This is a genomic window from Candidatus Poriferisodalis sp., from assembly GCF_965208925.1.
Taxonomy (GTDB): domain Bacteria; phylum Actinomycetota; class Acidimicrobiia; order Acidimicrobiales; family Poriferisodalaceae; genus Poriferisodalis.
Genome location: NZ_OZ242364.1, coordinates 278,873 through 292,814, shown reverse-complemented (window position 1 = coordinate 292,814; position 13,942 = coordinate 278,873). Strand labels below are relative to the sequence as shown.

Annotated in this window: 15 protein-coding genes and 1 tRNA gene; 14 read left to right on the top strand and 2 right to left on the bottom strand. The window is 68.4% G+C overall.

Annotated elements, in window-relative coordinates; translation table 11 throughout:
- The first annotated feature begins 6 nt into the window (after positions 1-6).
- From ACOGI5_RS01135 to ACOGI5_RS01080, 12 genes are all read left to right on the top strand, one after another.
- Positions 7-834, top strand: coding sequence for an EamA family transporter (locus tag ACOGI5_RS01135; protein WP_419862634.1), 828 nt, complete (start codon positions 7-9; stop codon positions 832-834).
- Between the two features lie 134 nt (positions 835-968).
- The gene (locus ACOGI5_RS01130) at positions 969-2,636 is read left to right on the top strand and encodes a tetratricopeptide repeat protein (RefSeq protein ID WP_419862633.1); all 1,668 of its coding nucleotides are present in this window, start codon (positions 969-971) and stop codon (positions 2,634-2,636) included.
- A 46-nt stretch (positions 2,637-2,682) separates the two neighbouring features.
- Entirely contained in the window at positions 2,683-3,588 is a 906-nt protein-coding gene (locus ACOGI5_RS01125) for an AAA family ATPase (RefSeq protein WP_419862632.1), read from the top strand.
- 22 nt (positions 3,589-3,610) lie between these two features.
- Positions 3,611-4,780 (top strand): vWA domain-containing protein, encoded by a 1,170-nt coding sequence (locus tag ACOGI5_RS01120; protein WP_419862631.1) that lies wholly within the window; start codon positions 3,611-3,613, stop codon positions 4,778-4,780.
- Between the two features lie 74 nt (positions 4,781-4,854).
- A complete protein-coding gene (locus ACOGI5_RS01115; RefSeq protein ID WP_419862630.1) occupies positions 4,855-5,172 on the top strand; it encodes an XdhC family protein in 318 nt (105 codons plus the stop codon).
- The gene (locus ACOGI5_RS01110; RefSeq protein WP_419862629.1) at positions 5,169-6,077 is read left to right on the top strand and encodes an XdhC family protein; all 909 of its coding nucleotides are present in this window, start codon (positions 5,169-5,171) and stop codon (positions 6,075-6,077) included. The genes ACOGI5_RS01115 and ACOGI5_RS01110 overlap by 4 nt, the downstream gene beginning before the upstream one ends.
- Positions 6,078-6,110: 33 nt before the next feature.
- Positions 6,111-7,277 (top strand): acyl-CoA dehydrogenase family protein, encoded by a 1,167-nt coding sequence (locus ACOGI5_RS01105; protein WP_419862628.1) that lies wholly within the window; start codon positions 6,111-6,113, stop codon positions 7,275-7,277.
- Between the two features lie 29 nt (positions 7,278-7,306).
- Entirely contained in the window at positions 7,307-7,873 is a 567-nt protein-coding gene (locus ACOGI5_RS01100; RefSeq protein WP_419862627.1) for a nucleotidyltransferase family protein, read from the top strand.
- The gene (locus ACOGI5_RS01095; RefSeq protein ID WP_419862626.1) at positions 7,864-8,553 is read left to right on the top strand and encodes an SRPBCC family protein; all 690 of its coding nucleotides are present in this window, start codon (positions 7,864-7,866) and stop codon (positions 8,551-8,553) included. Before ACOGI5_RS01100 ends, ACOGI5_RS01095 begins: the two co-directional genes overlap by 10 nt.
- 83 nt (positions 8,554-8,636) lie before the next feature.
- On the top strand, positions 8,637-9,137 hold the full coding sequence (locus tag ACOGI5_RS01090) for a DUF501 domain-containing protein (protein ID WP_419862625.1): 501 nt from the start codon (positions 8,637-8,639) through the stop codon (positions 9,135-9,137).
- Positions 9,127-10,281: an exopolyphosphatase gene (locus ACOGI5_RS01085; protein ID WP_419862624.1), complete on the top strand. Its 1,155-nt coding sequence runs from the start codon at positions 9,127-9,129 to the stop codon at positions 10,279-10,281. The genes ACOGI5_RS01090 and ACOGI5_RS01085 overlap by 11 nt, the downstream gene beginning before the upstream one ends.
- Positions 10,282-10,312: 31 nt before the next feature.
- Positions 10,313-10,951, top strand: coding sequence for a GNAT family N-acetyltransferase (locus ACOGI5_RS01080; RefSeq protein ID WP_419862623.1), 639 nt, complete (start codon positions 10,313-10,315; stop codon positions 10,949-10,951).
- On the opposite strand, the gene ACOGI5_RS01075 is transcribed toward ACOGI5_RS01080, so the two are convergent.
- Complete coding sequence (locus ACOGI5_RS01075; protein ID WP_419862622.1) at positions 10,921-11,880, bottom strand: PD-(D/E)XK nuclease family protein; 960 nt, start codon at positions 11,878-11,880, stop codon at positions 10,921-10,923. The two genes, ACOGI5_RS01080 and ACOGI5_RS01075, sit on opposite strands and share 31 nt — an antisense overlap.
- A 135-nt stretch (positions 11,881-12,015) precedes the next feature.
- Between ACOGI5_RS01075 and ACOGI5_RS01070 the strand changes: the two genes are divergently transcribed.
- Together ACOGI5_RS01070 and ACOGI5_RS01065 are read left to right on the top strand one after the other, a co-directional pair.
- Positions 12,016-12,537: a hypothetical protein gene (locus ACOGI5_RS01070; RefSeq protein WP_419862621.1), complete on the top strand. Its 522-nt coding sequence runs from the start codon at positions 12,016-12,018 to the stop codon at positions 12,535-12,537.
- Between the two features lie 73 nt (positions 12,538-12,610).
- A tRNA-Leu gene (locus ACOGI5_RS01065) sits at positions 12,611-12,696 on the top strand.
- 178 nt (positions 12,697-12,874) lie between these two features.
- Here the strand turns inward: ACOGI5_RS01065 and ACOGI5_RS01060 are convergent.
- A complete protein-coding gene (locus ACOGI5_RS01060; protein ID WP_419862620.1) occupies positions 12,875-13,939 on the bottom strand; it encodes a ketopantoate reductase family protein in 1,065 nt (354 codons plus the stop codon).
- Positions 13,940-13,942 lie beyond the last annotated feature (3 nt).

The following is a 13,942-nucleotide window of genomic DNA, read 5'->3' as shown; positions in this document are numbered from 1 at the left end:
GATCGCATGCCGGTGCTGCTGGGTGCTGCGGCGTCGGTCCTGATCGGCGTATCCGACTACTTCGGTCGCTACTGCAGCCGGCGCGCCCGGGCCATGACCGCCGTCGGCACGGCCTTCATGGGCGGCCTGGTCGTGACGGCGGTGCTGTTGCTGCTGGTGCCGAGTTCTGCCATCGGTGCTTCGCTCGCGCTCGGCGCGGCCTCAGGCGTCTTGATGGCGCTCGCGCTCTCGGCGATGTGGCACAGCATGGCCGTGTCGTCGGCGGCGATCGCCTCGCCGGTGGTGGCCGCCTCAACTGCGCTGGGGCCGCTGGCATATGGGCTGGGAGTGGGCGAGCGGCCTTCGGCCGTTGCGGCCGCAGGCATCGCCGTGACCGTCGCCGGGCTGCTGGCCGCGGTGATCGTGCCGGATCTTCGTGGGGACATCAGGCGGGGTCTCGCGTTCGCACTCTTGGCCGGCATCTCGTTCGCAACCGCAACGGTGCTCTTGGGCGAGACCAGCTTGGACAGCGGCATGTGGCCGGCAGTCAGCCAGCGGATGGCGGCGCTGGCCTGCATGCTGGCTGTGACCAGGGTCCGGCGGATACCCCAGATCCTGCCGCCGTCGCTCCGTCTTGCCGGATTCGCCGGCGGCGTCGCCGGTGGAGCGGGCATGGGAGCCTTCATCGCTGGACTGCAACGGGGCCCGCTCAGCGAAGTCGCTGTAGCAGCGTCGCTCTACCCGGTGGTGACGATCGCCTTGGCGGTGCTCTTCGACGACGACACGCTGCGCTGGTGGCAAGGCATCGGCATCGCTGCAGCGCTGGCCGGTACGTCGATGATCGCCGTGGGCTGAGCACGACGGGCGGTTGAGACCTGAACGTGCCCGCATTTGTAAATTGAACAATCTTCATGACTCTGGTCGAATTCGTGAGGGATACTGGACGATTGGAAAGCAGCTATACGGCCAGGAGGATTCGGAATACTGCGATGGCGTACTTCGATCTGGGCTCGTATCGCTGGCCGGTGACGACGTCCGATGCCGAAGCCCAGCTGTGGTTCGACCGCGGCATGGCGTGGTGCTACGGCTTCCATCACGAAGAGGCGATCGCCTGCTTCGAGCGCGCACTGCTTCACGACGTCAGCTTCGCCATGGCTCACTGGGGCATCGCGTACGCCATCGGGCCGAACTACAACAAGCCTTGGGAAGAGTTCGATGAGGATGATCTGCGCACCTCGCTGGAGCGGGCACGGACCGAGGCAGCGGCTGCAGAAGCTGCCTCGGCAGGCACCGGAGGCCTCGAACGCGCACTGATCAGTGCATTGGCGTACCGCTACCCGCTACACCCCGAAGTGCCCGACGAAGACGCCTTCGCACGGTGGAATGACGCCTACGCGGACGCGATGCGCGAGGTGTATCTGGCCCATCGCGACAACCTTGACATCTGTGCGTTGTTCGCTGAGGCGATCATGAACCGGACCCCCTGGGCACTGTGGGACTTGGTCACCGGCGAGCCGGCGGAGGGCGCCGGAACCCTCGAAGCAGTCGATGTGCTGGAGACTGCCTTCGAGATGCTCGACGCCGAAGGCGCCAACCGCCACTTGGGCTTGCTGCACATGTACATCCATCTCATGGAGATGTCGCCGCATCCCGAGCGAGCCTTGGCCGCCGGCGACCGGCTGGTCGATCTGGCGCCTGACGCCGGGCACCTCGTCCACATGCCGACCCATATCGACGTGCTGTGCGGCCACTATCACAACGTCGTGACCCGCAACTCGGCCGCGATCGTCGCAGATCGGAAGTATCTCGACCTCAAGGGTCCGATGAACTTCTATTCCGCCTACCGCTGCCACGACTATCACTTCAAGGTGTACGGAGCGATGCTGGCCGGCCAGTACGCCCCAGCTCTCTCGGCAGCCGAAGAGATGAACCGCACGCTGCCGGAGGAACTGCTGCGAACCGGATCGCCGCCCATGGCCGACTGGCTGGAAGGATTCGTGGCGATCAAGCAGCACGTGTTCGTGCGATTCGGCAAGTGGCACGAGATACTCGACCAGCACCTGCCGTTCGATCAGCAGTTCTATTGCGTCACCACCGCCATGATGCGATACGCACGAACGGTTGCCTACGCGTCGCTGAGCCGAGTCGACGATGCGCTGGCTGAACGTGAGGAGTTCCTGGTCTCCAAGGCCCAGGTGCTGCCCAGCCGCACGCTGTTCAACAACACCGGACTCGACATCCTGGCCGTGGCCGAGGCCATGCTGAACGGCGAGGTTGAGTACCGGTGCGGCAACTTCGATGGCGCCTTCGACCATCTTCGCCACGCGGTGCAGCTCGACGACAACCTGCCCTACGACGAGCCTTGGGCCTGGATGCAGCCGACACGCCACGCGCTGGCTGCGCTGCTGTCGGAACAGGGCCAGTTCGACGAGGCTGAGGCGCTGTATCGGTCCGACTTGGGCTTGGACGATCAGCTGCGCCGGCCCTGCCAGCACCCCGACAACGTCTGGAGCCTGCACGGGCTGCACGAATGTCTTGTTCGCCGCGGAGAAACGGTGGAGGAGCCGCTGATCCGCCAGCGCCTCGATCTCGCCATCGCACGGGCAGACGTGCCCATCACCGCGTCCTGTTTCTGCCGGTTGGAGACCACCTCATAGAGCGGCCGGAGGCCGAGCCGCAGGCGAAGCCGTAGCCTTGGCCGCTGTGTTCACGGCGCCCGGTACCACTGCTGATGTCTCGGCGGCGCTGACCGAGCACGGCTACCTGCCCGACGAGGGGCTGTCGACGGTGGTGTACCTGTCGGTCACCATGGGTCGGCCTCTCTTCTTGGAGGGCGATGCCGGCGTGGGCAAGACCGAGCTGGCCAAGGTGCTCGCCGCCTGGATCGGCGGGGAGTTCATCCGCCTGCAGTGCTACGAGGGCATCGACGCCGCTCAGGCGCTCTACGAATGGGACTACACGCGCCAGCTTCTCCACCTGCGCACAGCTGAGGCCGCGGGACGCGCTGCGGCCGACGCCGAGGCCATCGAGGATGAGCTGTACTCGGAACGCTTCCTGATCCGCCGGCCGCTGCTGCGGGCCATCGACCACGACGACGCCACGCCCGCAGTGCTGCTGATCGACGAGGTGGACCGCGCGGACGACGAGTTCGAGGCATTCCTGCTCGAGGTGCTGTCCGACTTCACCGTCACCGTGCCCGAGCTGGGCACGATCACGGCAGCCCGGCCGCCGCTCGTGGTGGTCACCTCCAACCGGACCCGCGACGTGCACGATGCGCTCAAGCGCCGCTGCCTGTACCACTGGGTCTCGCACCCGTCGGTCGATCGTGAAGTCGAGATCGTCAAGCTCAAGCTGCCCGACGTTGACGGAACGTTGGCACGGCAAGTGGCGTCGGCTGTATCGGTGATGCGCGAGATGCGGCTGTACAAGCCTCCCGGCGTGGCCGAGACCATCGACTGGGCCACGGCGCTGGGGCGTCTTGGCGCCGCCGAGCTTGACACGCCCATGCTTGAAGCCACGCTGGGAACGGTGCTGAAGTACCGCGAGGATCAGCAACGGGTCACGTCGGTCGGGATGGAGATGATCATGGCCGCCGTCGCCGAGGCCTGAGGGCCCAGAGGCTGAGCCGGCCGTGAGCGGTACCGGCACTGATCTCGGTGCTCCCACGCCGGCGTCGGATGAGCACGTCAACGAACCCGAGCGCTTGGCCTCGGCCTTCTCGTCGATCCTGCGCGGCGCGGGGCTGGTGGTCACGATCCGCCGCGTCATGGCATTCACCGAGGCGCTGCGGCTGCTGGGAGTCGCCAGCCGTGAAGACGTGTACTGGGCAGGCCGAGCGACGCTGGTGGGCAGTCCGGCCGACATCGGTGTCTATGACCGGGCCTTCGCGGTCTTCTGGGAGGGCCGAGCGCCCAGCGGGATCGTCGTGGAGCTGCCGCCGATCTCGGTGACCCTGGCCACCGACACCGACGACGACAGCGGCGCCTCGCCGCCAGGCGACAGCGATGAGCCCGATGCCGGCCCGACGTTGCGGGTCCGCTACAGCGATGTCGAGACGCTGCGCCACAAGGACTTCGCCGATTGCAGCGACGGCGAGCTGTCTGAGCTGCACGCGCTGATGGGCGAGCTGCGTTTCCAGGCAGTCACCCGGCGCTCGCGGCGCGCTGTGCGGGCCAAGCGCATCTCACGCCGTCCGGACTTGCGCCGCACCATCCGCCGTGCACTGCGCACCGGCGGCGAGGCCATCCGGCGCGAATTCCTGGTCGGCGACCGCAAGCCGCGCCGCTTGGTGCTGCTGCTCGACGTGTCGGGATCCATGGAGCCCTACGCCCGAGCGCTGGTGAGGTTCGCTCACGCAGCAGTGATCGGCCGAACCCGGGTGGAGGCGTTCACGATCGGCACCCGGCTCACCCGGGTCACCCGCGAGCTGTCCTCCCGCGATCCCGACGCCGGCTTGGCGGCCGCTGCCGACTCGGTGCAGGACTGGTCGGGCGGTACCCGGCTGGGCGCCACGCTGCACGAGTTCAACGATCGCTGGGGCGTGCGGGGCCACGCGCGCGGCGCCATCGTGGTGATCTGCTCGGACGGCTGGGACCGCGGCGCACCTGACGAACTGGCCGAGCAGATGGCCCGCCTGCACTTGGTGACCCACCGTCTGGTGTGGGTCAACCCGCTGAAGCACACTCCTGGCTACGCGCCGCTGGCTCGTGGCATGGCTGCCGCGTTGCCGCATGTCGACGAGTTCATCGAAGGCCATTCATTCGATTCGCTCGAACACTTGGCAGCTGCAATCGCGGCCTGAGCCTGGCTGAACCTCAGATCACCCGACGCACGACGTTCCGATGCCGCAACAATGGACTCAGGGAGACAGGGCACATGGATGAGATCTTGGATGACATCGACCGGTGGCGGGTTGCGGGCCAGCGAGTGGCCGTAGCGCGGGTGGTGGACATCGAGGGCTCGGGGCCGCGCGACCCAGGTGCTGCGATGGCCGTGAACGAAGAAGGCGAAGTCGCCGGCTCGGTCTCGGGCGGCTGCGTCGAGGGCGCTGTGGTCGGCGAAGCGCTCGAGCTGCTGGGCGGCCGGAGAGGCCCGGGGATCACCACCTTCGGCTACAGCGATGACGAGGCGTTCGCCGTCGGGCTGACCTGCGGCGGCACGATCCACCTGTTCGTGGAGGAACTCGACTGGTGAGCCCAGAATCGAGCACAGGGTCGAATAAGGGCAGTGCCGGCATCTACGAGGCGTTTCGCCACGCCATCCGGGCCGAGGAGCCAGTCGCGCTGGCCACGATCATCGACGGTCCTGATGCCGGCGCTGTGTCTGATGTGCGCCCGCAGGCGGGCGCTGTGTCTGATGTGCGCCCGCAGGCGGGCGCTGTGTCTGATGTGCGCCCGCAGGCGGGAGCCAAGCTCCTCGTGCGGCCCGATGCCCCGGCGCTGGGCACGTTGGGCGACGCCGACCTGGACCGGGTCGTCGAGCGTGACGCCTTGGGCATGCTCGATGCGGGCATCAGCGAGGTGCGCCACTACGGCCAGCACGGCGAGGCCCGTCAGATGGACGTCAGCGTGTTCGTGGAGTGCCACGCGCGTCGCCCGCACATGGTGATCTTCGGCGCCGTCGACTTCACAAGGGCACTCGCCTCACAGGCCAAGCTGCTCGGCTACCGCGTTACCGTCTGCGACGCACGAGAGGTGTTTGCGACGAAGCGACGCTTCCCGATGGCCGACGAGGTGGTGGTGGACTGGCCGAACCGCCTGCTCGACCGCATCGGCGACGACCTCGGCCCACGAGACGCGGTGTGCGTGCTCACTCATGACCACAAGTTCGACGTGCCCGCCATTGTGGGCGCCCTGCCCACTCGGGTCGGCTACCTGGGAGCCATGGGTTCGCGCACCACCCACGAGAAGCGCACCGAGCGCCTCCGGGAAGCAGGCGTGACCGACTCCGAACTCGAACGGGTCATGGCGCCCATCGGCCTCGACATCGGCGGCCGCACCCCCGAGGAGACCGCAGTGTCGATCGTGGCCGAGATCATCGCCTCCCACACCGGCCGCCAAGCCCCGAGGCTCAAAGACGGCCAAGGCCGCATCCACTGAACCCGGCAGCGACCGCCCGGTAGCGTCAGCGCGATGGACTTCACCCAAAACGAGGACCACGAGGCGATCCGCGAGGGCGTGCGGCGCGTCTGTGCAGACTTCCCCGACGAGTACTGGCGCGAGCGCGACGAGAAGCACGAGTTCCCCTGGGACTTCTACAACGCCATGGCCGAGGGCGGCTGGGTCGGCATCGCCATTCCGGATGAGTACGGCGGCGGCGGCCAGGGCATCACCGAGGCGTCGATCGTGCTGGAGGAGGTGGCGGCCAGCGGCGCCGCCATGAACGGCTGCTCGGCCCTGCACCTGTCGATCTTCGGCATGGAGCCGGTGCGCAAGTACGGCTCGGAAGCACTGGCCAAGGAGATCCTGCCGGGCGTTGCCGACGGCTCCCTCCACGCCGCATTCGGCGTCACCGAGCCCGACGCCGGCACCGACACCACCTCGATCCGCACTCGAGCCGAGCGTGACGGCGACGAGTACGTGATCACCGGGGCCAAGGTGTGGACCACCAAGGCCCCGTACTGCGACGTGTGCCTGCTGCTGGTGCGCACCACGCCCAAGGAGCTGTGCGACGGCCCCACCCAGGGCATGACGCTGCTGCTGGTCGACCTGCAGGACCCGGCGGTCGACATCACCCCGATCCCCAAGGTGGGCCGCAACGCCGTGGTGTCGTGCGAGGTCCGCTACGACGGGCTGCGCGTGCCGGTTGACCGTCGCGTCGGCGAGGAGGGCGAGGGCTTCCGCTACATCCTCGACGGCCTCAATCCCGAGCGGATCCTGATCTCTGCTGAGGCATTGGGGATCGGCCGGGTCGCGCTGCGTCGCGCCGCCGAGTACGCGAAGAGCCGGGTGATCTTCGGTCGTCCGATCGGCCAGAACCAGGGCATTGCCTTCCCGCTGGCCGACAGCCATGCTCGCCTGCACGCGGCCGAACTGGTGGTGCGCGATGCGTCGTGGCGCTACGACAACGGTCTGCCGTGCGGCGAGCAAGCCAATCTGGCGAAATACCTGGCGTCGGAGGCGGCGTTCGAATGCGCCGATCGGGCCATGCAGACGCACGGCGGCTTCGGCTACGCCAAGGAATACGACGTGGAGCGCTACTGGCGCGAGGCGCGGCTGATGAAGATCGCGCCGGTCAGCCAGGAGATGGTCATGAACTTCGTGTCGTCGAAGGTGCTCGGCCTGCCTCGCTCGTACTAGCCGAGCCCATCCTCGGAGGTCATCTGTCAGTGTCCACGGCGGGCGTGCTGCTGGCAGCGGGTGCTGGGACCCGGTTCGCAGGCCCGCGGCACAAGCTGCTGGCCGACCTCGACGGCCAGAGCGTGGTCAGCCGGGCTCTGGGGTCGCTGGTGGGGGCGTCGCTCGATGCTGTGGCGGTCGTCACGGGAGCGGTGGACATCTCGGGGCTGGTGGCTGAGGCGAGCGGCGGGATCGCCGTGATCTCAAACGATCGCTGGGAATCGGGGATTGCGTCGTCGGTGAGGTGTGCTGCGACGTGGGCGGCCCAGCACGGCCACGACGCGATCGTGGTGGGCCTCGCCGACCAGCCGTTCGTGACATCGGCGGCCTGGCAGATCGTCGCCGCCAGTGCGGCCCCCGTCGCCGTCGGCACCTACGGCGGGCAGCGGGGGAACCCGGTCCGGTTGGCACGCGAGGTATGGCCGCTGCTGCCGTACGACGGCGACGAAGGCGCCCGCACGGTGATGCGGCGATTTCCGGAATTCGTGGTGCCGGTAGCCTGCGAAGGGTCACCTGACGACATCGACACCGTGGAGGATCTGCGCCGATGGAGCTGAAGAGTGAATTCCGTGTCGGCATACCCGTCGAGCAGGCCTGGAGCACGCTGACCGATGTCGAATTCATCGCGCCGTGCATGCCGGGCGCGCAGCTGACCGAGGTCGACGGCGATGAATTCAAGGGCGGTGTGAAGATCAAGGTGGGCCCGATCACGGCGCAGTACAAGGGTTCCGCAAAGTTCGTCGAGCTCGACGAGGCCAATCGTCGCATCGTGCTCGAGGCGTCCGGCCGCGACTCACGCGGCGCGGGCAACGCAGCCGCAGAGGTGACCGCCGAAATGACCCCCGACGGCGATGGAACGATGGTGTCGATCGCCACCGACCTGAAGGTCACCGGCAAGGTGGCGCAGTTCGGACGTGGGGTGATGGCCGACGTCACCGAGAAGCTCATCGGCCAGTTCGTGGACTCGCTCGAACAGAAGCTGTCTGAGATCGGCGACCAGGGCGATGCTGGTGCGGCTGCAGACGATGCTCCGGCCGATGACGCTGAGGCGTCCGGCGAGACGGGCGAGGAATCGGCCCCCTCAGGCCCGCGCCAGATCGAGATGGCCGAGCCGGAACCGGTCGACTTGCTCGAAACGGCGGGCCGACCCATGCTCAAGCGCATCCTGGCGCCACTTGCGGTGGTGGTGTTCTTCCTGTTCAACCGTCGCCGCAGGCGCAAGCGTCGCCAAGGCTGAGGGCTCGCTGCCGCGACTCTCCTAGGGCGTTGCTCGTTCGTTGCGCCCCGGGCGCACCCCCGACGCCCGCTCAAGCCGACGCGGTGGCTGCCTTGCTCGGCCGCCCGCCCCAGTGCGCGTTCGATGTGTCCGTGGCGTATGACGACGGGCGGCCGGTGGTGATCGCCAATGCCCCGCTGCTCGACGACGGGCGCCCGATGCCCACCCGCTACTGGCTGGTGGATGTCGACCTGCGCCGGCGGGTGTCCCGACTCGAGGGCGATGGAGGGGTCCGGTCGGCCGAGGCGGCCGTCGATCCTGAGGCGCTGGCCGCAACGCATGATCGTTACGCCGCCGAACGAGACGCGCTGGTGTCCCAGGATCACCGCGGGCCGCGCCCGGCGGGCGGTGTAGGGGGGACGGCTCGAGGCGTGAAGTGCCTGCACGCGCATCTGGCATACCGGCTGGCGGGCGGTGATGACCCCGTCGGCGACTGGGTGCTGGCACGGCTTGGCGACATCGGCGTGTCATCGGCTGTCGAAGGAGCTGCGACCGCAGCTGCACCCGGCGAACCAGCATCCGTGGCGGACGCTGATGGCTGTTGAGCCCGCGTCGGCTCCGGTTGCGGTGGTGGACTGCGGTACGAATACGACGCGCCTGCTCATCGACGACGGCACGGGCTTGGGGCAGCGGCTGCTGCGCATCACCGGGCTGGGACGGGGCGTCGATGCCGGCGGTCGGCTCGGTGGCGATGCCATCGGCCGCGTCGTCGAGGTGTTGCGGGAATACCGCCAGATCATCGACGACCGCCAGGCGACGGCGGTGCGGGCCGTGGCAACCAGTGCTGCGCGCGACGCCGCAAACGGCGCGGAATTCCTGCAGAGGGCGAGCGACGCGCTCGGCACCGACGTCGAGTTGCTCGATGGCGGCGCCGAGGCCGCGTACGGATTCGCCGGGGCAACCACCGGCTTGGCCGATATTGCCGGCGGTGACATGCCATCCGAGCCCGACGCGCCCGCAGCTTCGACGCTTGCGCAGGCAGGCGCTGCGCTGGTGCTCGACATCGGCGGGGGCTCGACAGAGTTCGCCTATGGCACGCCGTCGCCGGGCGCCCGTCCGGATGCGGCGGCTTCCGTCGACATGGGCTCGGTGCGGTGGACGGAGAGATTCCTGGCATCGGATCCTCCCCGGCCTGAGGAATTGAGTTCGGCGATCTCCGTGGCGCGCCTGCACCTCGACGACATCGACCGTGACCATCCGGTCATCGGGCGGGGTGCCGCGGGAGCACGGCTCGTGGGCGTCGCCGGGACGGTCACGACGGTGGCCGCGGTCGAGATCGGCCTCGATCCCTACGATCCTGAGGTGATCGACGGGTTCGTGCTCAGTCGGGCCGCGGCCGAGGATGTGTTCCGCACGCTGGCCACCGAGCGGCTGGCCGACCGCGTCCACAATCCGGGCCTGCACGTCGATCGAGCACCGGTGATCGTGGGCGGCTGCTGCATCCTCGTCGCTGTCATGCGCCACTGGGACATCGACAAGTGCATCGTGCGCGAGCGCGATCTCTTGGATGGCATAGCGGCTGAGCTCCGCGAAGCGCAGGCCAGTCCAGCGGCTGAGCTCCGCGAAGCGCAGGCCAGTCCAGCGGCTGAGCTCCGCGAAGCGCAGGCCAGTCCAGCGGCTGAGCTCCGCGAAGCGCAGGCCAGTCCAGCGGCTGAGCTCCGCGAAGCAGGCACCGATGCCGCTCGGTGAGCGCCGACGGCGCGCCAGTACTGTGCGCAGCGTGAGTCGCCTGCGCACCGAGCGGCTCGAGCTTCGCCCGCTCGTGCCGTCAGACTTCGCCCAATGGAACGAAGTCCGCGAACGGTGCCGCGACTGGCTGGTGAAGTGGGAGCCCCGCCCGCCCGCGAGCGCGCCCGATCCGTCGCGCGACCCGCAGGCGTTCGCCAATCGCTGCCGCGTCCGCGAACGCGAGCGCTCACTGGGCACGGCGTTCGACTTCGGCCTCTGGCACGAGGGCTGGTTCTGCGGCGAGATCAATGTCTCGCATGTGGCGCGCGGTGCATTCCAGAGCGCCCATGTGGGTTACTGGATCGACGAGCGGTTGGCCGGCAAGGGATTGGTCGCCGAAGGACTGCTGGCCGTGTTCGGGTTCGCCTTCGACCAAGTCGGCTTGCACCGGGTGCAGGTGTCGATCATGCCGCGCAACGCCGCCAGCCTGCGGGTGGTGGAGAAGCTGGGGCTGCGCTCGGAGGGAATCGCGCAGGGATACATCCAGATCGCCGGCGTGTGGGAAGACCACGAGCGCTTCGGCCTGACGCTGGAGGAATGGCAGGCCCGCCGCGACGAGATGACAGCACGGCTCCGGGCTGCTCGTAACGACGGCATCGCTCAGTCGTCAGGGTCTGACAGCCACTCCTGACCCGGCCCGCAGTCGGCTGAGATCGGGCACCAACGGCAAGGTGGGCCGGGCATCCGCCGCGGGTCACGCCGGTCCGCTCGCAATCTGATGAGTCGACCGATGCCGTCCACGGTGCGTCGCAGCGCGCTGTCGAGCACGTCGGCGGTCACTGCCTCGTGCTCGATGCGGCCCTCGGCAACGTAGAACGAGCCGACGCCCAGCGGCGGCACGCCCACGGAAAGCGTCTCGACAAGGGCGTAGAACCGCAGGTCTTCCGGATCGGTCGGCGTGCGTGAGCCGGTCTTGAGGTCGATGATGACCTTGCCGGCGCGCTGGAGGCGGTCAGGCCCGCCGAGCGGCGCAGGCGATCCGAGCGTGAGGTCGTACTTGCCGTTGAGCACGAAGGCACCACTGCACAGCCGTGCGCGGGCACGCACCTCGGCGCTGGGCCGCCAGGCACGCTGCATCGGCGGGAAGGTCTCGCCGAAACGCGCGAGCAGCGCAACGCAGTTGGCAGTCAGATCGGCTCGCTCGCCGTGCGATGTCTCGGCCAGGAAGCTGCCGAGGTTGTCGTCGTCCGCGATGAGACGTTCGAGAGCGGCATTGACCGCGTCTTCGGGTTCGAAGCGCTGATGGGTCGTCAGCTCGACCGCCTTGTGCAGCACCGTGCCGCGTGCAGTCGGCACGGACCATTCGAACGGCGTGTCTGCATCGGCGAGGTATCGCGCCTCGCAACCGAACACGCCGGCGAGGTCCCGCTTGGCAACCCACAGCCCACGGCTGTCGATGTCGCGAGCGGCATCGACGAGACCGTTCAGTGCTGCTTCCGCGTCGTTGCGCAGCTCGTCGGCGAAGCCGGCCGGGTAGGAGGGACGGTGCTCTGCGGGCGTGCGGATTGCGTCCAGCGTGGCCTGCTGGGCAGGCAGCAGTCCCGGAGCTGTGGTCGCCATGCGGGTCCATTGTGGCCGTCCCTGCACCTGCTCTCGCACCGGGCATACCCGGGGGTTGGTGCGGGTAGCTGCAGATCGCGATGGCCCGCATGGCGGCCGTCCTTTGCTGTCACACCCCCTGGCGATGATGGGCACATGCCAGCAACACCCCGCACCCACCCTCCCGCAGCGCTCCGGCTGGTCGATGCCGCGCCAGCTCGCGGGCGTTCGCACCGGGTCGGGAGCGCCTCGACGCGTCCCCAGCGAAGCGCCGGTGAGCGCGCCGCCGACCTCTCCGGCCGCTTCGTTCTGACGGTGCGAGCGCTCGCCATGGCGGCACGCTCGCTCGGCCTGAGCGCTCCGAGTTTTCAGAGCCCGCCGCGATCGGATCAGCTGGATCGTTCCATCCAGCGCGGCGGCGACGGCGATTGCGTGGTTGCGGTGCGCGTGCGCGGCCGCCCCTTCGCAGCGGTAGTGGCCGACGCCATCGAAGGCATCGTGGTGTGCAACCGGCTCAGTGCCTCAGCAGCGGCCGCAGTGCGCGACGAGCTGTGGCGCGAGATCGAAGGCAGCCACGATGCCGCCGGCCCAGCGCGGCCCTGCCCCGCGCCGTCCGAAGGCGGGCGTCGCACGCCGGGCACCGTTGCAGAGCCGTACACCCTGGACGAAGTCGCCTAGGAACTCAGTGCATCGTGCCCGGACGGCCGTGCCAGCATGATGAGCACTGAGGAGGCAATGAACGCGCCGACTGGCCCGGGTGGCGGAACTGGCAGACGCAGAGGGCTTAAACCCCTCGGCTCCTTCGGGAGCGTGCGGGTTCGAATCCCGCCCCGGGCACCCCAGCAGTCCTTCGCAGGCCTCGCTGTCGCTGAACTGCAATTCAGTATCGAATGGCTGTCCCGCCGAGTAATCTCGGGCGCAGAGGCCAGCCACCCCGAGCTTGGCAGACGTACCGCAAATGGCGTCACTCGGGGGGCTGGCCCTCTCGCGAACCTAGATTCAGCAGCGACGAATCTCACACGGATTCTCTGGCGGCGGCGCGTAGTGAGGCCACGGTTTCGGTGCCCGGTCCTAGTCGGCGGGCTGCAGCGTCGTGGCACAGCTCGTTCAGTATCCGGTTGAGCGGCGTGGCAATGCCGTGCTGCTCGCCGAGTTCGCAGATTCGGCCGTTGAAATGCTCCACCTCTACCGTCGGACGCCGGAAGTGCAGGTCTTGCCAGGTGGACGGGTAGCTGTGCATCACCGGGTCTGAATCACCCCGTGGCTCGCGCTGGCCCGGCACGCGCATCCGTTCGATCCATGCGCGCAAATCCCGGCCGTCGTCCATGACCGGCGAGACTCCGGCCGCGTCCAGCACGTCGGCGGCTTCTTCCTGAAGATCGGCCATGAAGAAACGGGTCTCCTCGTCGCAGAACCACTCCTGCACGGGCAAGTCGATCAGCGCCGAGAACGCGTTTGTGAGGTTCAGCACCAGCTTTCCCCACTTGGCCTCGGCCACGTGTTCGTCGACCGTGGCGCGCATCTCGGCGGCAACCAGGTCGTCCACGACCGCCGCGCAGAGCTCGTCGGAACCGGTGGGCCAGCATCCGATCTGAGCCCGGCGCGCACCGGTGTGGGTGACCACGCCGGGCTCGTCGATGCGGGCACCGATGCGCACCATGACGCCATAGGCCCGAAAACCCTGCCCAGTCAGCCACTCCTCGTTGGTGACGCTGTTCTGGAAGCAGAACAGCGGAACATCGTCGTACAACTCCCGGTGCTGTTCGACCGCCTCGAATGTGTGCTGTGTCTTCATGGCCAGCAGCACCACCGTTCGCTCGTCCAGGTCGAGCTCGTGCGCGTTGCGTACCGCCGGCAGCCGGAAGTGGCCCTCGGTGTAACCGGAGACGCTGAGCCCGCCTCGCTGGAGAGCTTCGAGGTGCGCGCCTCGGGCGACGAGGGCCACACGCCGGCCCGCCTGGGCCAGCCGAGCACCCAGCACGCAGCCGATGGCCCCCGCGCCGTGCACGATGTAGTTCAGCCCAGCATCGCCCTCAGTGGAATCCGCCGCATTGCGATCTGGTGCATGGTCCGCTGCCACGGC

Bases quoted from the DNA above. Each gene is read 5' to 3' on its own strand.
- ACOGI5_RS01095 (WP_419862626.1), top strand. From the start codon at position 7,864: ATGGAGCTGAAGAGTGAATTCCGTGTCGGCATACCCGTCGAGCAGGCC.
- ACOGI5_RS01085 (WP_419862624.1), top strand. From the start codon at position 9,127: ATGGCTGTTGAGCCCGCGTCGGCTCCGGTTGCGGTGGTGGACTGCGGT.
- ACOGI5_RS01070 (WP_419862621.1), top strand. From the start codon at position 12,016: ATGCCAGCAACACCCCGCACCCACCCTCCCGCAGCGCTCCGGCTGGTC.
- ACOGI5_RS01115 (WP_419862630.1), top strand. From the start codon at position 4,855: ATGGATGAGATCTTGGATGACATCGACCGGTGGCGGGTTGCGGGCCAG.
- ACOGI5_RS01105 (WP_419862628.1), top strand. From the start codon at position 6,111: ATGGACTTCACCCAAAACGAGGACCACGAGGCGATCCGCGAGGGCGTG.
- ACOGI5_RS01130 (WP_419862633.1), top strand. From the start codon at position 969: ATGGCGTACTTCGATCTGGGCTCGTATCGCTGGCCGGTGACGACGTCC.
- ACOGI5_RS01135 (WP_419862634.1), top strand. From the start codon at position 7: ATGCCGGTGCTGCTGGGTGCTGCGGCGTCGGTCCTGATCGGCGTATCC.
- ACOGI5_RS01075 (WP_419862622.1), bottom strand. From the start codon at position 11,880: ATGGCGACCACAGCTCCGGGACTGCTGCCTGCCCAGCAGGCCACGCTG.